The sequence below is a fragment of the Robiginitomaculum antarcticum DSM 21748 genome (assembly GCF_000365025.1).
Taxonomy (GTDB): domain Bacteria; phylum Pseudomonadota; class Alphaproteobacteria; order Caulobacterales; family Maricaulaceae; genus Robiginitomaculum; species Robiginitomaculum antarcticum.
On the sequence record NZ_KB823014.1, the window covers coordinates 194,580 to 213,546 of the forward strand.

Consider the following 18,967-nt stretch of genomic DNA (forward strand, 5'->3'; position numbering starts at 1 on the left):
AGAATTGGAATTAATACCCTAGCCATCAATCGCATCAAAATCCGCTATTGCGCGCGCCGTATCACGTATCATCCCAAGGAGTCTAAGCCGATTTGCGCGGATGTCTGCATCCTCATGATTGACCATCACGCCATCAAAAAAGGCGTCTATCGGAGGACGTAGAGATGATAGCGCTGTCATAGCCGTGCCATAGGACTCCTCGGAAAGCGCGCTATCGATCTGAGTCTTTGCCGCGATCAGCGCGCGATGTAGATTTTTATCCTCGTCCTGCGGCAATTTTGCCACATCTATCGGCGCGGCCATATCCGGAAGCGCGTCTTTCTTTGATTCGGCACGCAATATATTGGCCGCGCGTTTATAGCCCGCCAGCAGGTTCGTGCCGTCATCTGTATTAATAAAAGACTGAAGTGCGCAAACGCGGTTGGTGATATCGAGCAGGTCATCACCGCCATTAGAGTAAACCGCATCAATCACGTCATGACGCATACCTTGGTCACGAAGCACACCTTTGAGGCGGTCGAGAATGAAAGCGAGGAGATCGCCGACCAAATTGTTGTCTGATGGCAGGAACTGATAAGGGGCATCTAAAATATCTCTGCTCCCAGCTTTCCATGCTTCAAAGTCGGTTGGATCATCATCCCACGCAAATATTTCTAAGAACATAGATATTACTATAGCGTCTTTATCTTTCGCGCCCTGAACAATCCTCTGATTGGCCAACTTCCCTAAAGCCAACTGAGTGTAATATCCGCCCGGCCCTTCTTTTCTTTTAGATGTAAGATTTAGCCTAATCTTATTTTTCAAAATAATACGCACAACGCCCAACGCAGCGCGGCGCAGCGCAAACGGATCTTTAGACCCTGTTGGCTTTTCATCAATTGCCCAGAAACCAACCAATGTATCGAGCTTATCGGCCAGCGCGACGGCAATCGCGACAGGGTCGGTGGGGAGCTCGTCGCTTGGCCCTTGGGGTTTATAATGGTCTTCTATGGCGGTCGCGATGGAGGCGTCTCCGCCTTCCCGCTCATACATTAAGCGACCAATTTGGCCCTGCAGTGATGTAAATTCGATCACCATATGGGTGACAAGATCGCATTTAGCGAGCTTTGCCGCCTGCTCTGCCTTATCGGCTTCCGCGCCGACAATCGGCGCAAGTTCGCGCGCCAGCGCGGCGACGCGATCTGCTTTATCACGGATAGAACCCAGCTTTTTATGGAACACAACCGTGTCCAATTTATCGTAATAGTTGATCAGTTCTTTCTTGGCGTCTTCTCGTTGGAAGAACTGCGCATCAGCGAGGCGCGCAGACAAAACGCGGCTATTGCCCGCCGCAATGGCTTTGCCGCCATCGGGCGCCACTTGGTTGGCCACCACGACGAAATTTGGCGCAAGTGCGCCGCTTTTCGGTTCACGCACCGCAAAATATTTCTGATGCGTCCGCATAGACAGGCGAATGACTTCGCCCGGAAGCTCTAAAAAGCTCGGATCCATATCACCGAGAATAACAACAGGGTATTCAACCAGTCCTGCCACTTCATCGAGCAGGCCTTCATCTTCGACAAGTTCCAGCCCTTTGGCCTGACAGACAGATTTGGCATTATTCAAAATGATTTTTTTACGCTGCTTTGCGCTTAAAACAACATGACCTTCACCTTCAAGCTGCGCGGCGTAATCGGCGTATCCCGTCACAGTGAACGGGCCTTTGCCCATACGGCGGTGGCCTTCGGTCACATTGCCGGCCTCAACGCCGCCGACAGTGAACAGCACAACGGCTCCGTCCAAAAGCGCCGTAATCGAGGAAAGCGGGCGCACCCAACGAAAGGCGCTGCTTCCACTTTTCATGCTTTTAGGCCAGGGGAACTTGCCCATGACATCCGGCACAAGCTCGGCAATGATGTCGGCGCTATTACGGCCTTCGGATGTAATAATGGCGACGTAAAACTCACCCTTTTTCGGGTCGCTGCGTGTCTCGGCCTGCGCAATATCAGACAGCCCTGCCCCGCGCATAAATCCGGCCAAAGCCTGCTCCGGCGAGCCCACACGCGGCCCCTTGCGCTCTTCGGAGACATCTGGACTACGCGCCGGAATTTCGGCAACATAAGTCAGGCGGCGCGGCCCGTATAAGCTGCGCGCGCCGTCCACAGTCAGGCCCGCTTTTTTCAGGCCATCCGTGATCATTTTTTCAAGATCGCTACCCGCACGTTTTTGCATCCGCGCCGGGATTTCTTCGGATCGTATTTCAAGGAGAAATTCAGCCATTATTGAGTCTCAAACTTTCGGGCTTGCTCGATAAAATCATTATAATTCGATTTTTTAAAACTGTATGTCGGGATAGACTTTAGAGCTATATGTTTTGCGTTTAATTCGATTGTATCTGAAGTAAATCCTATATTGCTCCAGACCACACTGCGCTCATAAACATTCACATGCACTCCGATCAGCGTTCCGTCATATCCACCACAATGACCACAAACATAGAGCGACGTTAAGCCATGGATTAGATCGTTCTTCTTTTCACCTAAAAGTCTGCTCAAAGTCTCAGGCTGACAAATAACGGAACTCGCAAAATGCCTAGATCCTTGACCGCCAAAATCATTAGGTCCGCCAGCTTTAATTCCATCCATTATTGCAGGATGAAGTGGCGCGCCATTTATAACATAGTCATATTCCAAAAACTCTATGTGCGCCTCTACAATGTCTTCCATCACTATCTTATTCCGCCATCGCGGCTTCGCGCGCCACATGCGCTTCGGCGCAAGCTTTGGTCAGATCGCGGACGCGTTTGATATAGTCCTGTCGTTGCGTCGGAGAGACCACGCCGCGCGCATCGAGCAGGTTAAAAAAATGGCTGGCCTTTAGCGCATATTCATAAGCAGGCAGCGGCAGCGGCTCAGGCAGTTTAATCAACGCTTGGCACTGCGCCTCGGCGTCTTTGAACCACCCCTGCAAAATATCAACATCGGCATGACTGAAATTATAATGACTGTGCTGCACTTCATTGTCGTGGAACACATCCCCATAGGTCAGACCCGTATTATCAAAGCGCAGATCATAGACGCTCTCAACGCCCTGCACATACATAGCCAGACGCTCCAGACCGTAAGTCAGTTCGCCGGAGACCAGCTCCACATCAAGCCCGCCGACTTGCTGGAAATATGTGAATTGCGACACTTCCATGCCGTCGCACCAGACTTCCCAACCCAGACCCCAAGCGCCGACCGTTGGATTTTCCCAGTCATCTTCGACAAAGCGGATATCGTGCAGATCCATATCAATACCGATGGCGGCAAGACTGCCCAGATAGAGCTCCTGGATATTGGGCGGGTTGGGTTTCAGAATGACCTGAAATTGATAATAATGCTGCAATCTATTCGGGTTTTCACCATAGCGCCCATCGGCGGGACGACGCGAAGGCTGTACATAAGCCGCATTCCAAGGCTTAGGCCCAAGCGAGCGCAGCACGGTCGCCGGATGGAGCGTGCCTGCCCCGACATGCGCGTCAAACGGCTGCAATATCACGCAGCCATTATCACTCCAATAATGCTGCAGCGTTAAAATCAGATCCTGAAAAGAGAGCGGCTGCCCCGCTTTTTTGTCGTCTTGTGTCACGGTATGTTCCGGTGGTTAGCTATAGCTGGGTGATAGGCAGGGTTGAGCCCCATTTCAAGGCGCTATTGCGGCTCCAGCTCTTCGGCCAGTCCGGCAAGTTCCAGCGCGCGGCGCGCGGCGGCGGAATCTTCGTCTAAAATCATAATCCGGCGCGGGATAATCCCGATAGATCCTTCGATAATTGAACTATGCGTATCGGCGACAAAGCAGTGAATATCACTGTCTTTCAGAACCGCTTCGGCAAAGCTCAGCGTGACAATATTATTGGTCTTAATAACCGTGACCATCATGACAATTTGTCTTTCCATCGCGCGACTTGCTCGGCCACGCGGACCGGCGATGTTCCTCCATAAGAGAGGCGCGATCGCGCGGAGGCCAGCGGCGTAAGCACAGAATAGACATCTTGGGTAATCTCTGCATGAATTGCCTGCATATCACTCAGGGGCAATGCATCGAGCGTTGTGCCCTGTTTTTCAGCCAGCGCGACAATAACTCCCGTAACATGGTGGGCCTCGCGGAACGGCATATTGAGAGAGCGCACCAGCCAGTCCGCAAGATCAGTGGCAGTGGAAAATCCTGCGCCTGCTGCATCCGCAAGACGGTCTTTACGCGGCGTCATATCGCCGATCATGCCGGTCATTGCCGCCAGCGCAAGATCCAGCGCTTCGAATGCGTCAAAGACAGGTTCTTTGTCCTCTTGCATATCTTTAGAATAGGCCAGCGGCAGACCTTTCATGACAATTGTCAGTGTGGTCAGGGCGCCCATAATACGCCCGACTTTGGCGCGGATGAGTTCCGCTGCATCAGGATTACGTTTTTGCGGCATGATCGAGCTGCCGGTTGTGAATTTATCAGACAGCGTGATGAAGCCGAATTGAGCGCTCGTCCAAATCACTATCTCTTCGGCCAGACGCGATAAATGCGTCGCGCAAATTGTGGCTGCCGACAGCGCTTCGAGCGCAAAATCGCGCGCGCTGACCGCGTCGAGGCTATTGGCCATCGGACGGTCAAAGCCCAGCGCGCGGGCCGTCATATCGCGATCAATCGGGTAAGGCGTTCCCGCCAGCGCCGCTGCGCCTAACGGGCTCTCATTCATGCGGGCTCTCGCATCTTCAAATCGGGAGCGGTCGCGCGCAAACATTTCCAGATAGGCCAGCATATGATGGCCGAATGTAACAGGCTGCGCACTCTGTAGATGCGTGAAGCCCGGCATGACCGTGTCTGTATTTTGCTCAGCCTGCGCCAGAAGCGCACTCATTAATCCACCCAGACGGACGACAAAATGATTAAGATGTTCACGCGTCCATAGACGAAAATCTGTCGCCACTTGGTCATTTCGCGAGCGCCCTGTATGCAAGCGACCTGCAGCTTCGCCAATTTTATCTTTCAAACGACCTTCTATATTCAGGTGAATATCTTCCAGCTCTGCGCTCCACGGGAAGTCTCCCGCCTCGATCTCGTCTTTGATCTCGTGCAGGCCGCGATGAATGGCCGCTTTGTCGTCACTTGTAATAATTCCGCAGGCCGCTAGCATTTCGCTATGGGCCAGCGAGCCTTCGATATCTTGCGCGTATAGGCGGCGGTCAAAATCAATGGACACATTGATAGCCTGCATAATCTCTGAAGGATTATCGGAAAATCGTCCGCCCCACATTGTTTGACCCGCTTTTTTAGAATCTGATTGACCCATGACTAAACCCTCGCCTCATTTACCGCCGACACTTATCACCCGTCTGATCAAGATTATGGTTATCGGCCTTATCTTGAGCCTCGCTTACGTCATGTTGCAATCATGTTCAAAGCACAAAACAGGTTTAGAGAGCTACGCCAGAGATAGCCTGTCCAAACTGCGCGTGCTCGACCCCACTCCGCCGCGCCCCACGGCAAGCTTTATGACGCCCGATGGCGAGCCGGTCACATTGGCCGAGCTACAATCCGGGCAAACACAAGGCAAAACAATCGCCGTCAATTTATGGGCGACATGGTGCCCGCCCTGCATCGCCGAAATGCCGAGCCTGAACGCATTACAAGAGCGCTATGGCGATGATAAATTTGAGGTTATTACAATTAATTTTGACCGCGATCCCAAAGACGGCGAAGATTTCTTGCGGGAGAAAGGGCTGACAGCCCTACCCTTTTATCATAATTCAAATTTCGCGTTAGCGCGTGAATATGGCGTCGCGGGTTTGCCGCTAACTGTGATATATTCCCCTTCCGGTAAAGAGCGGGTCCGCGTTGTGGGCGAAGCCGATTGGGACAGCCCGGAAGCCCGCAGCTTGATTGAGGCGCTAAAAGGCGGTTAAGAACTCATATGCGCAAATTTGATGAAATCTATGACATTGCCGCCAAACGTAAAGGCGGGACCGAGACCCTAGAAACGCTCATCGCCGAGCATAATGGTCACATCACGCCGCCCAATACCGATGACCGCTGGCTGGCCCAGTTCACGAAATCCATCTTCCAAGCCGGATTTAACTGGAAAGTCGTTGAACATATGTGGGCCGGATTTGAAGAGGCCTTTTGGGGCTTTGACCTAGACAAATGCGCGCAAATCGACATGGACGATATGGAGCGCCTGACGGGGGATACGCGTATTGTCCGTAATGGCGGCAAGATCAAAGCCGTTCCGGTCAATGCACAAATGCTGCTGGATATGGGTGACGGGTCGCGCCGCGCCGGCCAGGTCATCATGAACTGGCCGGAAGAGGATTATATCGGGCTTCTCTCACATCTGCACAAACACGGCTCACGCCTCGGCCCGCGCACGGCAGGCTATGCCCTGCGCTTTTGCGGCAAACGCAATTATATTTTGTCTGGCGATGTAACCGCCGCGCTAATCCGAGAGGGTGTGATTGATAAAGAACCGACGACCAAAGCTGCAAAGCGCGCTGTACAAGACGCCTTTAGTATGTGGGCCGAACAATCCGGTCGCAGCCATAGCGAGATCAGCCGCACGCTCGCCTTTTCCGTCGGTGTTTAGATGACGCCGAAAACCCTCCCGCCGAACACAATTCGCGCCCATCTTTTGCCGGGCGTAAATATAGAGCCGGCAGACTTTATCCGCCCCGCGCGGATTAAACGCAGATGGATGGACGCCATGCCGCAAAGCTATGCGTATCGCTGCATCCCGCTGCTGGCCGCCAATACGATGGGATGGGAACTGCTTAATCCAGCCACATCAAAAGTGCGGTGGGATGGCGGAGACCTGACCGATGCCATAACCATCAATACTGAAATGCCGGGGCGGTTCGCGGCCGCCAGTCATTTCGGCACAGGCATTGTCACATGGTATTTGCCTTTCGTATTTCGCACCTCGCCGGATTTGGGACTTTATGTGACCGGCCCGGGCAATCATGATCATAATGACGCCGCGCCGCTGGATGCCTTTATCCGCACAGACTGGCTGCCTTTTCCATTCACACTGAACTGGCGAATATTGCGCAAAAATACTGATGTCGAATTTAAGGCGGGCATGCCGCTCGCACGTATCATGCCGTTCCCGCTGGCCATGATTGATGAGACGCGGCTGGAAATTGACCTGCTCAATAATGACCCCGGTTTCAAGCGCGAAATGGACGAGTTTGGGCGCGCGCGGCAGAGCAACATTGCTCGCCAGCAAAGCGACGCTGCGCGCGCCGCCGATACCGGCGAGGCCCTCACCGGAGACGGAGTATGGAACGCCCAATATGTCAAAGCCAAAGGCGCTGACCAAGGCAGCGCCACACCGCATCAGACAATATTTCGCCCTGCACCACCCATTGACATTACTGATGAGTAAGCCGCAGATTTGCGCTCTCAAAAACAATAGTGACATCGTCAATATCATAAATTGTGTCATGCAGCGCCCGCCGGATTTTCATACAAACACGCGATGAAACGCGGCGTGACATAATGTGCAGTTTTTGCGCTTTGCAAATCCTTACAGGCGTGACAAAGCCCGCGCCATGAGCCGTGCCCCGCAAACCTTACCGACCAATGACAGAGCCGCCGTTTTTACGGCGATGAGCGCCTATGTCATTTGGGGATTTTTCCCGATTTATTTCAAAATCCTGCAAAGCGTTCCGGCGATGGAAATGCTGGCGCAGCGCATTGTCTGGGCCGTTCCATTTGGCGCGCTGATCATTGCTTACCGCAAGCAATGGCCCGCCGTTCACAAGGCTATTACAACGCCGCGCACATTATTGTTCCTGATGCTGTCGACAACATTTGTTGCGATTAATTGGGGCGTGTATATTTGGGCCGTGCAAAGCGGACAGATCATGCAGGCGAGCCTGGGATATTATATCAACCCGCTTATTTTCGTCTTTGTCGGCATGTTTTTCTTTGGCGAGACCCTGCGCGTCTTACAAATTATCGCTGTCATTCTGGCGGCCATAGGCGTTGCGATCCTGACGGTGCGCGGCGGGCAATTTCCATGGATTGCGATCATCCTGGCGACAAGCTGGACGATTTACGCCATTGTCCGAAAGCAGCTTGATGTCGGCGCAATGCCAGGCCTGTTTATAGAAACAGCTATCGCCGTGCCCATCGCCGCTATCTACTTAATCTGGCTATCAACGAACGGCACTATGTCACTTACGCCCGATGAACCGGTTATTGCCTTTTGGATATTTATGGCGGGGCCGCTAACGGTCCTTCCCCTTCTGGCTTTCGCGGTGGCGACCAAAAGACTGACGCTTTCCCTATTGGGGTTTTTACAATTTATAGGCCCCACCCTGCAATTTGGATGCGCGCTTTATTATGGCGAGCCGCTTACGACTGCTCGCTTGATATGTTTTATCTTTATCTGGACTGCCGTCGCCTTCTTCTGTGTCAGCGCATGGCAAAACGGGCGGCAGAGAAACCTGCCTAAGCCTGTGTAAACACAGTCTTATTTGGAACAATTAGCCTACCTTTCCGTTGTTATAGTTAAGACGCCGCAAAATTACACGGCATCGCGATCACAATAGTTTTGGCATCGGCCATAACCGCGGATCCAATTTATCAAGGAGCAATCCATGACAAATATCACAAATTCAAAAGTTCTATTTCTGGCCACAAACGGTTTTCAGGAAGAAGAGATGTTCTCACCTTATGAAATGCTGAAAGAGAATGGGGCAACTGTTCACTTGGCATCATTTGACACTGACGCAATTAGCGCGGGAGAAAGTGATAGCCGGGAGATAACACCGGATATGGCGTTCGACAAAGTGAATGTCGACGATTATGACGCCGTCGTCCTACCGGGCGGTTTGGCCAACCCGGATAAGTTGCGCACAAGCGATAAAGCCGTGCAAATCGTGCGCGATTTTGCCAAGCACAACAAAATCATCGCCGCAATCTGCCACGGACCGTGGATGCTTGCAGAGGCCGACATTCTACGCGGACGCAACGTCACATCCTATAAATCCATTAAGACGGATTTGATCAATGCGGGCGCAAATTGGACAGACAAAGAAGTCGTTGTCAGTAATGGCATGATTACAAGCCGTAACCCCGATGATATTCCGGCCTTTAACGCCAAATTGTTAGAGGAAATTCGCGAAGGCGAACACAAACGCACACTTCGTAAAAAAGCGGCATAAGATATAAATAACCGCTTCAATTGGCCCGGCCTCAGCCGGGCTTTTTTTATGGCTCAAGCCGCTACCCCGCCGCGCACGAGACGTCCGGGCCGGGCGGTCGTAACCGCGTCATTATCGATAACCTGCTCTCCAGATACGAAAGTTGCTGTATAGCCTTTGACAGGCTGGATTAAACGCTGTCCGCCTGCCGGCAAGTCCTTGATCATTTCCGGGACGCCAAGTGTAAGTGCGTCATAATCGATGACATTGATATCAGCGCGCAGCCCCTTGGCGATACGTCCGCGATCGCTTAGTCCCAGATAATCCGCGCCGTCCGCCGTCAGCATTTGTACAGCACGCGGCAGGGTTATGCCGTCTTTACCCTCACGCAACCGGTCACGCGTCCAATGCGCCAGCAGATAAGTCGGAAAGCTGGCGTCACAAATTGTGCCGACATGGGCACCCCCGTCAGACAGTCCGGGAAGCGCTTTAGGATGACGCATCATGGTCAGGACATTGTCGTAATTCATCTCGTAATAATTATACACGGGATAATAAATCATCGCCGCACCGCCGTCTTCGAGCAAAAGGTCATAGACCTTTTCCCACGCGCTCATTGCGTCTTTGCGGGCAAGGCCCGCCACAGAAGTTTCCGATGACTGTTCGTAATCCACGACGCCGCCATAATCGAGCTTGAACAGTTTCTCGGCGATCTGCGTGAAGGCGGCGATCATCATATCGACCATGGGCGGGACGGGACTGTCCGGGCCGGAGAGCTGAATAGGCGTTTCGGAGAGAAGTTGTTTTTTATACGCCGGATCGCTCAGAATTTCGACGCGTTTCTCCAAGGGTTTATCGGCGATTGCCAGATAGCTGGGATAGGCCATGAGCGGATGGAAAGTACAGTTCAGTCCGATGAAGGAGCCAATGGCGCGCGGCGCGACCTGCAGAGAAATATCGAGGCCTTGCGCGTTCATCTTCTCCGTACGGCGGATAATATTCTTCCAGTCCTCCGGCGCGAAGTCGCGCTCCATGAGGGACATGGATCCAGGGCGGTGCGCGCCAGCTTTGAAGAACGCTTCCATTAGGTCAAATTCAGTTTCAAACGTCTCGCCGGGACGCAGCATATCAAAATCGTTGACTGCTTGCAGCACGCCGTGGTCAATACCGTCAAAGGCTTTGGCTATACCGACAAGTTCATCTTTTCCAGCCTCACTGCCGGGTGTCCAGTCGCCATCTGATGTTTTATGAAAATCGCTACGGCCAATGGACAGACCCATTGCGCCAGCCTCAAGCGCTTCGCGGACAAGGCCGCGCATAGCCGCAATGTCATCGTCATTTGCTGGTTGATTAAAGACGGCGCGGTCGCCCATGGCGAAGACGCGTAACGGGTCGTGCGGCACCATTACAGCAAAATCAATGGTGTGCGGCAGGGAATCAATCGCGTCCATATATTCAGGGAAACTCTCCCAGTCCCATTTTAAACCTTCATGCAGCGCTGTGCCGGGAATATCCTCAACCCCCTCCATGAGGCGGATAAGCTTGTCGCGATCCGTCGCACGACAGGGCGCAAAACCGACGCCGCAATTTCCGGTTAACACTGTCGTTACGCCGTGATTGACGCTGGGCCGCAGCTCCTCATCCCAGCTAATCTGTCCGTCATAATGCGTATGAAGATCAATAAATCCCGGCGTGACGATCTTGCCTGATGCGTCAATGGATTGAGCCGCCTCGCCGAGGTCAGCCCCTATCGCCGCGATGCGACCATCCTTTATTGCAATATCTGCGTTGAATGGCTCTCCGCCATTGCCGTCAATTATTGACCCGCCTGTAATTAGGATATCAAACATTTCGCTTTGCCTTTCTACGGTCTAACGCGCGCCACAGCGCGACCAGTAACAGCCCGCCAATAATATGCCATGTGCCCCAAATTCCTGCAATGGCCGCCGCCCCGCCCAGCCCTTTAAGCTGTGTGAGCAAGATGACGATCGCGATGCCAGAATTTTGAATTCCTGTTTCAATCGTCAGAGCGCGCCGATCTGCATCATCACCGCCAGCGAAACGTCCGGCCAGATTACCCAAAATAAACGCCAGTCCATTATGCACCAAAACCAGCGGAATAATCAAATATCCGAATTTGACAATCGTTTCCCAAAACGCTGCAACCGCCCCGATAATGATGATCGCCAGCAAGACCGCGCCGAGGGCCACCGTGATACGCTGCAAGATTTTCGCCGCTGCGGGTGCCTTAGCCGCGATTATCATACCGACCAATATCGGCAGGCCGAGAATAGTCATAAGCTGGATTAAAAATCCGGCGGCGTCGAAGTCGATATTGTTTAATATATTAGCCGTCGGCGGATATAGGCTGGACCAAAAAATTATCGACACAGGCGTAATTACTGCGGCCAAAAGGCTGGAGGTTGCGGTCAATGATACCGAAAGAGCGGTATTGCCGCGCGCGAACAATGTAATCAGATTGGACGTGCTTCCACCCGGGCAGCAAGCGACAATAATCATACCCAAAGCAAGACTTGGCAGAGGGTTTATGAGATAAACAAGCCCCAGCGTCAGCATAGGAAGTCCGATAATCTGCGCTATAGCTCCGGCAAAAAACGGCTTAGGACGGCGGCGGATATCGCCAAAATTTTCACGCTTTAGTCCTAATGCGACGGCCAGCATCATCAGCGCCAGCGCGACCAGCATTGCGATGTCGCCTGCCTTGCCGAGCTCTAATGTGACGGCATTAAGCTCCGCTTCCATCTATTCGGCAGGACTCAAATTTGTGCGGGCGGCTTGCGCCTTAATTTGGGCCGAGGTTTGGCGGCTGCCGTCATGGCTGTAGCCGGGCGGCGCAAAAATATATTTCAGGCGTTCTGAGAGTTTCAGATCCGGCATGAAGGCATCTTTGAAGATTTGAACCAATTCTGCAAAGGCAATCGTGACAGGATTATAGGTCTCTATTTTTTTCACAACGCCATAATCCGGCCTCTGCGCTTCCGGCACAAATGTCCCAAACATTTTATCCCAGATGATGAGCGTACCCGCATAATTTGTATCCAGATATTCAGGATTACGTCCGTGATGGACGCGGTGATGGGACGGCGTATTGAAAATAAACTCGAACCATCGCGGCATTTTTTTAATCACTTCAGTATGGATCCAAAATTGGTAGAGCAGATTTAGCGCGCCTACAAAGGCAACTAAAAAGGGGTGAAATCCGAGTAAAACCATGGGTACGCTGATAATGATTGCGCCGCTAATATGGTTCGTCCAAGGCTGTCGTAGCGCAGTCGTTAGATTATAATGCTCGCTGCTGTGATGGACAATATGGGCCATCCACCACCAGCGGACGCGATGGGCCAGACGATGACTCCAGTAATATTTAAAATCTCCAATTATGAACGCGATTATAATAACCGGAAGACCTATGCCGAGATCAAAAAAGCGAAATTGCCAAAGCCATAGCAGGATGGCCAGACCTGTCAGCTTTGCGATAATATCGCTTACGGTCATACCAAGCCCCATAGCCATGGAGGCAAACCCGTCTTTCCAGTTATAGGCGGCGCGGCGGCGGATAATCAGCCATTCAGCCACAACACAGACAATAAAAAACGGGATCGCCCAGAGCAAAATATCAGGAAAGCCGGGCTCGTTCATTCTATATCCTTTATTCGGGCTATTTATCCGGTTAAATCACCGGAGGCGACGGAACTGAAGATGGCGTCCACCTCCGCGCGGTATTTATCGGCGTAATACTCCGCCGGCGCCATAAACAAGATCAGATTAAACTTCCCGTCAATAACCGCGAGCAAAGCCTCTCCTGCAATGTCCAGACCGCTCACTGTTGTCCCGGTCATGTCAAAGCGCAAAGCATCATTGCCGGAAAATGTATCGGGACGGACATTTTGCGTTTCCAGACTTTTGACCTGTGCGCCACGCTCTAGGCTATCCGTGACCATCTCAATAAGTTCAAAATCACTCATTTCGAGAGCGAATTTCGGAACAGGGTTGTCGCGGCGCACTTGATTATACAGCGCGTCGCCCGGCTTCATGTCTGAGAATAAATATATGGCATTAAGCCGGGGGCCATCTTTCGTCAGAACCGTGGCACGCTGATTTTTATCCGTGCGTAGAGGCAATGCGTTCCATTGTGAGGGCAAATTAACGGTATAAGATTTCGTCTCAAAAGGTCCCGGCTCGGCAATGCGCGGCCCCGTCGCGCAGGCCGTAACTAAAATAGAGAGGCAAATCGCGATTAGCGCTGAGTTTAATCGTCTCGTTGTCTTCATCAGTATCATGGGACGTTCCTAAGTTTTAATTTTGCGCTTTAAGCGCTCAATATATGCAGCAATCAGAGCGCGGTCTTCCGCATTGGGAGCCTCGACGAGATAGCGCTCATAGGCGGCCAGTGCGGCTTTATTGCGACCTTGCTTGCGATAATGCTCCCCAAGCGCGCGGTGCACATCCGCAGGCGCTCCCTTTGCTTCTGCGGCCTGTTCCCACATCTCAAAGGCGCGCGCGGTATCACCCTCTTCGCGACGCAGGCGGTAAGCTTCGCCAATGAAATAATCCGCCATTCCAGGCGGAAACCCGCGCAGTTTGAGCTGCTCAAACAGATATATATTGCTGTCAAAATCGCGCGCGAGCAGCTCGGCTTCCATCCAGCTTTGCAAAAACGGTTGTATGGCGGCGATATGTGTCGCGCGGCCCATGACCTGTCCCGAAGGATAAGAGGATGCTAATGCCTCCAGTTCCTCAATACGGTCACGTGGCAGAGGGTGTGTCGAATAGGGATTAAACCATTTCCCGCGGCGGCGTTTGGATCGAAACGTGCTGTTTTCATTTTCCGCAATAAGATTTTTCCAAACAAATGCGCATTCATCGGCGCGGTAATCGGCTTTGGCCGTCAGACTAAATCCAATTTGGTCGGCCTCGCTCTCCTGCTCACGGTTAAAGCGGTAAAACAGTAATGTGCCAACTTGGTTTATAGCCTGCCCCATCTCCGGGGGTAATCCGGCCAGTGCGGCGGCAAATTGCAGGCCGATCATCCAATTACTGCTGGATTTAGCTTTGCGCCAGCCTTGCAAGGAATGCTTTTGCTCAAAATGGCCATATTCGTGTCCCAAAACGCAGGCCAGTTGGGCTTCGCTTTCCGCGCGCAATAGCAAACCTGAATAGACCATCATCATACCGTTAGGGGCCATGGAGGCGTTAAAGATCGGCTCTTCGATGATATAGATGCGCAACGCGCTACAGGCCTCTTCACCCGTCACACCACAGGTAATGCGTCGTACATAATTATTAAGCTCAGGATCGGATATGACCGCGCCGGAATTTTTGATCGCCTGCTCATATTTGTCCATTTTATACCACAGGCCCGCCTCATCGGTGGACATGTCATCAGGCCGGTCCTGCGCAGTGCCTGGCGCTGCGAGAAGACAGAATACGGCAAGCAATGATAGGGCGCGCTTCATCATAGCGGGAAATCTTTCAGTAGGCTGGCCACCAATTTATCAGCGCCCTCGGTCTTGCGCATATCTTCGCCCGGCGCAGCCGTTGCCAGATTAGACCAGACAATATCACCGGTCTCCAAATCTATTAGCGCGGCATAAAGGTTTTGACCGCCAAATTGCATCGGCCCGCCTAGCGCCGCCATCGCAATATTCATAGCAACTTTGCCTCCGCTTTGGTAATTTCCACGTGCCAAAACCATAAGAGCATAATTTGCACCGCTATCGCCTGCAAGCAATGTGGCTCCCGGGCCGATTGATCGGCTATAACGCTTTTTATGAGTTGGCAGTTTTTGACCACGATAATCATATTGCAGCGAAGTTTGCATTACGGCATCGGTCAGCTTGACCAATTGTGATTGCCGCGGCGATTGAACATCCTCTCGATCATGGACAATAATGCGTGAGGCGCGCCCGTCCAGCGCAGATTGTAAGGCTACCGTTATGTTATCCTGCCCCGTCTCGGACCAATCCGCGCGAGTCTCCTGCATACCTGTTGCCATCAATACTGAAAGCTCGACATCCGGCGTGTAAATGAGTGTTACGGCATCGGTTTTGGCTGTGAACTGGTTTGTCGTAATTTTTGTTTGCGTCGAACCACAAGCTGTCAGAACGAACGCAATAATAATTAACAAAACGGTTTGATTACGGCGCATATGTTCTCCTATTCTCCCCCTACAATACCGCGCTCTCACATCCAATCAAGTAGGGGGCGCAAAAAGCTAACGCGGAATTAACATTACCGCCTCACATTCACGCCCATGATGGATAGCACTCATATTTTAGGCGGATTTCTTAACCATCTGACAGATGAGCGCAGACTGGCAGAGAAAACCGTAGCCGCATATAGGACAGATATTTCAGGTTTTTTTGCCTTTTTGACAGAGCATAATGGCCGCGCGCCCACTTTGCCTAGCCTTGCAGCCCTCTCGCCGCGCGATTTTCGGGCCTATTTGGCCTATCGCCGTAGCGGGGATATGCCGTTGGGATCAAAAAGCATAGCCCGTCTATTGTCTGCGCTACGCACCTTCTATCACTACCTAGACGAGCGCCACGGTGTGTCCAATAGCACCTTAAATCTTATTAGCGCGCCGCGCCGTGGACGCAGCTTGCCTAAGCCGTTAAGTGTTGATGGTGCGAAGACGCTTTTGGAAGAAGCTGCAAATGACCCGGATATGACGCCATGGGTTGCAGCCAGAGATACAGCTATATTGACGCTGCTTTACGGAGCGGGACTTCGTATTTCCGAAGCGCTGTCAATATGCGGCCACGATATACCGCTGGGCGCGGCGCTAACTCTGACCGGAAAAGGCGGTAAACAGCGGCGCATACCAATTCTGCCGGTTATTCGCGATAGCGTCGCAGATTATATGCGGCTCTGTCCCTATGTCATAGATGAGAGCGACCCTGTCTTTCGAGGCGTACGCGGCGGGGTCTTGCAACCCGCTATCATACAGCGCCGCATGCAACATTTGCGCAGCGTGCTAGGGCTACCGGATACGGCAACGCCCCATGCCTTGCGACACAGTTTTGCTACTCATCTGCTCGCCGGCGGGGGGGATCTTCGCGCTATTCAGGATTTGCTGGGCCATGCCAGCCTCTCAACGACACAAATTTACGCTGAAGTCGACGCCAGCCGCCTTATGGCCGTTCACGCAAAAGCCCATCCCAGAGGGTAAATGCGGCCCAAAAAAAAGACGCCCCGAAAGGCGTCTTTTTCACATAATATCAAAGCATTTTATGGGATAATGCGGACAATCGTTCTGCGATCGGCTGGATTTTCCATATTGTCGCCCATTGCTTCGGTCTCGCCGGCAGCAACAATACGAACAACATCAGCATCAATGCCCATGTCGTTCAAGCGTGTGGATACGGCCAGAGCGCGATCCTGTGACAGATCCATATTCGCTTCTGCGGAGCCGTCTGAGTCTGTATGGCCAACGATTTCCATATAGCTGAGGTCACATGTAGAGAACGTCCGGGCGGCAGTATTAACACTGTCCAGACCTTCGCCTTTAAGTTTTGCACTTCCTGTATCAAAATAGACTGCAAAGACATCAACACTACAATCTTCGGTCATCGCCATATCCATGGGTTTATCCATAGAGCGGTCTTTTTTCATGGTCGCACATCCCGAAATACCTGAGATAGCGGTCGAAAGCACAAGTGCTGCAATTAAAGTACGCATAGTTTCCTCCTGATTAACTGGAGGTAATACGTCTGGCATACGTCGTTGTTCCGTAATGAAAATGTATTTGATAGGGCCGCATGCTATGTTCAAAAAAGCGCCTGTCCAAACGGGTGATGGACAGGCGCTAACGTCTGCCGACACTACCGGCAGCCGCAAAGTCATCTATTCGGAGGGATATTTAAGCGCGACAACCGTGGCAGCGCCGCTATCCGTGACCGTAAACTTAACATCGTCAAATGTTGGGCGTCCGCGCAAATCAGTCGCGCCGGAATTGCCCCATCCGTCTAGGACTTGATAATCATCCGTCATCGAAAACACGCCATCATCATTAAGATCATGCCAAACCGATACGGCGTAATCATCCGGCGTATCCACGTTAACGGTAACATGCATCGTGCCGTCGGTTGTCGTTTTAAGGATTTCGCTGTGGCCTTTTATTCCCATGAAATGAGCACGTTTTTGAACACTGATATAGAGTGGCGCATAGCCCGAGCGTACGCCGTCTAATGTTACGATTACCGGAATGGTTGCCTCATCGGCAAATGCTGGCAAAGCGCATCCTAAGAGGATTGCGACTCCAGTCAGACGTATTGACGTTGAAAATAAGCTCATGCGAAAGCTCCTATTTCTGATTTTGCCCCGCCCGATGCGGAGCTTATACTGCGCCTTGTTCAAGCGACTATTTGAATGCAAATTAGAAGACGTCTTACGCGTAATATTAGTTTGCTGTTCAAACTTATTTGTTTTATACACATTTTAATTTGATTTGCAAACTAATTTGTGCAAATAATGAATTTATGCATATTTACTATTAAATGGAGAGTACGATGACTCACGAAAACGCTTTAAATGATTTAGATTATCTGCGCTCTGTTGCGCAGTCGGGCGAAAATACGCCCCTTCTCGGAGGGCCGATCGGCTTGATGTGGGGAATATTATTGACAGCAGTCTTTACCTATCAATGGGCGGTACTCGCGCAACTCTTCCCCGCTGATCCAACAACATTATTGTTTGCGTGGTTTGGTTTTGCAGTAGTTGGCGGCTTGGGCACTTTGGTTCTGGGCCGAAAGATTAGTCAGAAAGCCGGGTCATCTAGTACGGCGAATAAAGTCGAATCCTATGTTTGGACAATGTATTCGGCGATGATGTCCTCACTTTTCGTGGGCATTATTCTCAAAATGTTGCTTAGCGGAGGAACCTATGCTCTTTACGATTTTATGGTCGTTGCGGGATTTGCCGGACAGGCTATGTGCTACGCTATCGTTGCGAAAGTCACCGGTCGTACATGGCTGAAATGGACAGCCATAACGGGATTTATCGCCAGCGCTGTTGCTTTTGTTGCACTTGGGGAGCCTCATCTGTACCTTGTCGCAGCGATTGCCACCACTTTCACCGTTATTATCCCGTCTCTATATTCAATGTCAGAGGTTCGTCGTCATGCCGGATAAAAACGAGGCACCTGAGATCGACGCGATTGATGATATCATCCACGGACGATTGCGGTTGGGCATTATGGCCTATCTGTCTGCAATTGAACCCGCGAGTTTTCCTGAGCTTCTGGATAGGACCGGCGCAACTAATGGCAATTTGTCGACCCATTTGACTAAGCTGGAGACAGCCGGATATGTGCGGCAAGAAAAAGGCTATAATGGTAAACGCCCGCAAACTCTGGTTTATCTGACTAAAGACGGACGCGCAGCGTGGATTGTCTATCTCGACGCGATGCGAGCCCTTCTCGGCGACGGCTAGGCTATGACTTTTAGGCGGCAGGTAACCGTGTCGCCTTCGCCAAAGTTTTCCGCTTTACGAATGGCTGCTTTTACCGGCAAAATATATCTCTTAGTCTCTTTACTTGGAAAGATAGAGGTTCGCCAAACGCTTTTCCCGATTGTTACTTCGACGCGTAGAGAGCCAAACCCCGGCCCCTTTCGAGGACAGAAAAATTTTATCTCTGAGGATATGTCGTCAGGCAGAGTCAAGAAATACCATGGCGTTGCCGTCTCACTCTGCCATTTCCAAAGCCCGGTTTTAAAGTCGTAAAATTCAGACAACATAATAGAGCATAGCCCAAATAAAAAACGGCGTCACGTAATGTGCCGCCGTTTAGGTTT

22 protein-coding genes are annotated in these 18,967 nt (G+C 51.7%); 8 read left to right on the forward strand and 14 right to left on the reverse strand.

The annotated features are described in order from the left end of the window. Positions 1–18: 18 nt before the first annotated feature. The 5 genes from glyS to argH form a co-directional block, all read right to left on the reverse strand. Complete coding sequence (gene glyS / locus H142_RS0112905) at positions 19–2,259, reverse strand: glycine--tRNA ligase subunit beta (RefSeq protein WP_017932567.1); 2,241 nt, start codon at positions 2,257–2,259, stop codon at positions 19–21. Beyond that, positions 2,259–2,705, reverse strand: coding sequence for a hypothetical protein (locus H142_RS0112910; protein WP_017932568.1), 447 nt, complete (start codon positions 2,703–2,705; stop codon positions 2,259–2,261). The genes glyS and H142_RS0112910 overlap by 1 nt, the downstream gene beginning before the upstream one ends. A 7-nt stretch (positions 2,706–2,712) precedes the next feature. Then, positions 2,713–3,609: a glycine--tRNA ligase subunit alpha gene (locus tag H142_RS0112915; RefSeq protein WP_017932569.1), complete on the reverse strand. Its 897-nt coding sequence runs from the start codon at positions 3,607–3,609 to the stop codon at positions 2,713–2,715. 62 nt (positions 3,610–3,671) lie between these two features. Next, complete coding sequence (locus H142_RS0112920; protein ID WP_017932570.1) at positions 3,672–3,899, reverse strand: putative signal transducing protein; 228 nt, start codon at positions 3,897–3,899, stop codon at positions 3,672–3,674. Further along, positions 3,896–5,299 (reverse strand): argininosuccinate lyase, encoded by a 1,404-nt coding sequence (gene argH, locus H142_RS0112925; protein WP_017932571.1) that lies wholly within the window; start codon positions 5,297–5,299, stop codon positions 3,896–3,898. The genes H142_RS0112920 and argH overlap by 4 nt, the downstream gene beginning before the upstream one ends. On the opposite strand from argH, the gene H142_RS0112930 reads away from it, so the two are divergent. From H142_RS0112930 to H142_RS0112955, 5 genes are all read left to right on the forward strand, one after another. Beyond that, positions 5,298–5,912 carry a TlpA family protein disulfide reductase gene (locus H142_RS0112930; protein WP_017932572.1) on the forward strand — a complete coding sequence of 205 codons (615 nt, stop codon included), beginning with the start codon at positions 5,298–5,300 and terminating at the stop codon, positions 5,910–5,912. The genes argH and H142_RS0112930 overlap by 2 nt on opposite strands. Before the next feature lie 8 nt (positions 5,913–5,920). Then, on the forward strand, positions 5,921–6,589 hold the full coding sequence (locus H142_RS0112935; protein WP_017932573.1) for a DNA-3-methyladenine glycosylase I: 669 nt from the start codon (positions 5,921–5,923) through the stop codon (positions 6,587–6,589). Further along, positions 6,590–7,387 (forward strand): DUF6065 family protein, encoded by a 798-nt coding sequence (locus H142_RS16530; RefSeq protein ID WP_017932574.1) that lies wholly within the window; start codon positions 6,590–6,592, stop codon positions 7,385–7,387. Between the two features lie 166 nt (positions 7,388–7,553). Beyond that, a complete protein-coding gene (rarD, locus tag H142_RS0112950) occupies positions 7,554–8,471 on the forward strand; it encodes an EamA family transporter RarD (RefSeq protein ID WP_017932576.1) in 918 nt (305 codons plus the stop codon). Between the two features lie 135 nt (positions 8,472–8,606). Further along, the gene (locus tag H142_RS0112955) at positions 8,607–9,173 is read left to right on the forward strand and encodes a type 1 glutamine amidotransferase domain-containing protein (protein ID WP_017932577.1); all 567 of its coding nucleotides are present in this window, start codon (positions 8,607–8,609) and stop codon (positions 9,171–9,173) included. A gap of 53 nt (positions 9,174–9,226) precedes the next feature. Here the strand turns inward: H142_RS0112955 and H142_RS0112960 are convergent, their stop codons facing one another. From H142_RS0112960 to H142_RS0112985, 6 genes are read right to left on the reverse strand one after another with little or no spacing between them, the layout of a single operon-like run. Then, entirely contained in the window at positions 9,227–11,002 is a 1,776-nt protein-coding gene (locus tag H142_RS0112960) for an N-acyl-D-amino-acid deacylase family protein (protein ID WP_017932578.1), read from the reverse strand. Next, positions 10,995–11,915, reverse strand: a complete 921-nt coding sequence (locus tag H142_RS0112965; protein WP_017932579.1) for a bile acid:sodium symporter family protein — start codon at positions 11,913–11,915, stop codon at positions 10,995–10,997. The genes H142_RS0112960 and H142_RS0112965 overlap by 8 nt, the downstream gene beginning before the upstream one ends. After that, positions 11,916–12,812, reverse strand: a complete 897-nt coding sequence (locus H142_RS0112970) for a sterol desaturase family protein (RefSeq protein ID WP_017932580.1) — start codon at positions 12,810–12,812, stop codon at positions 11,916–11,918. Between the two features lie 23 nt (positions 12,813–12,835). Next, complete coding sequence (locus H142_RS0112975; protein ID WP_017932581.1) at positions 12,836–13,453, reverse strand: hypothetical protein; 618 nt, start codon at positions 13,451–13,453, stop codon at positions 12,836–12,838. A gap of 9 nt (positions 13,454–13,462) precedes the next feature. Further along, positions 13,463–14,632: a M48 family metallopeptidase gene (locus H142_RS16535; protein WP_083899042.1), complete on the reverse strand. Its 1,170-nt coding sequence runs from the start codon at positions 14,630–14,632 to the stop codon at positions 13,463–13,465. Further along, complete coding sequence (locus H142_RS0112985; protein WP_017932583.1) at positions 14,629–15,321, reverse strand: hypothetical protein; 693 nt, start codon at positions 15,319–15,321, stop codon at positions 14,629–14,631. Before H142_RS0112985 ends, H142_RS16535 begins: the two co-directional genes overlap by 4 nt. 108 nt (positions 15,322–15,429) lie before the next feature. On the opposite strand from H142_RS0112985, the gene H142_RS0112990 reads away from it, so the two are divergent. Continuing rightward, positions 15,430–16,344, forward strand: a complete 915-nt coding sequence (locus H142_RS0112990; protein ID WP_017932584.1) for a tyrosine recombinase XerC — start codon at positions 15,430–15,432, stop codon at positions 16,342–16,344. Between the two features lie 59 nt (positions 16,345–16,403). Here the strand turns inward: H142_RS0112990 and H142_RS16720 are convergent, their stop codons facing one another. Continuing rightward, on the reverse strand, positions 16,404–16,853 hold the full coding sequence (locus tag H142_RS16720) for an OmpA family protein (RefSeq protein ID WP_017932585.1): 450 nt from the start codon (positions 16,851–16,853) through the stop codon (positions 16,404–16,406). A gap of 165 nt (positions 16,854–17,018) precedes the next feature. Next, positions 17,019–17,468 carry a DUF2141 domain-containing protein gene (locus H142_RS15825; protein WP_017932586.1) on the reverse strand — a complete coding sequence of 150 codons (450 nt, stop codon included), beginning with the start codon at positions 17,466–17,468 and terminating at the stop codon, positions 17,019–17,021. 215 nt (positions 17,469–17,683) lie between these two features. Between H142_RS15825 and H142_RS0113005 the strand changes: the two genes are divergently transcribed. Both H142_RS0113005 and H142_RS0113010 read left to right on the forward strand, forming a co-directional pair. Continuing rightward, a complete protein-coding gene (locus H142_RS0113005) occupies positions 17,684–18,304 on the forward strand; it encodes a hypothetical protein (RefSeq protein WP_017932587.1) in 621 nt (206 codons plus the stop codon). Next, positions 18,294–18,605 (forward strand): winged helix-turn-helix domain-containing protein, encoded by a 312-nt coding sequence (locus tag H142_RS0113010; protein ID WP_017932588.1) that lies wholly within the window; start codon positions 18,294–18,296, stop codon positions 18,603–18,605. The genes H142_RS0113005 and H142_RS0113010 overlap by 11 nt, the downstream gene beginning before the upstream one ends. Here the strand turns inward: H142_RS0113010 and H142_RS0113015 are convergent. Then, positions 18,602–18,910 (reverse strand): DUF1905 domain-containing protein, encoded by a 309-nt coding sequence (locus H142_RS0113015; RefSeq protein WP_017932589.1) that lies wholly within the window; start codon positions 18,908–18,910, stop codon positions 18,602–18,604. The two genes, H142_RS0113010 and H142_RS0113015, sit on opposite strands and share 4 nt — an antisense overlap. Positions 18,911–18,967: the final 57 nt, after the last annotated feature.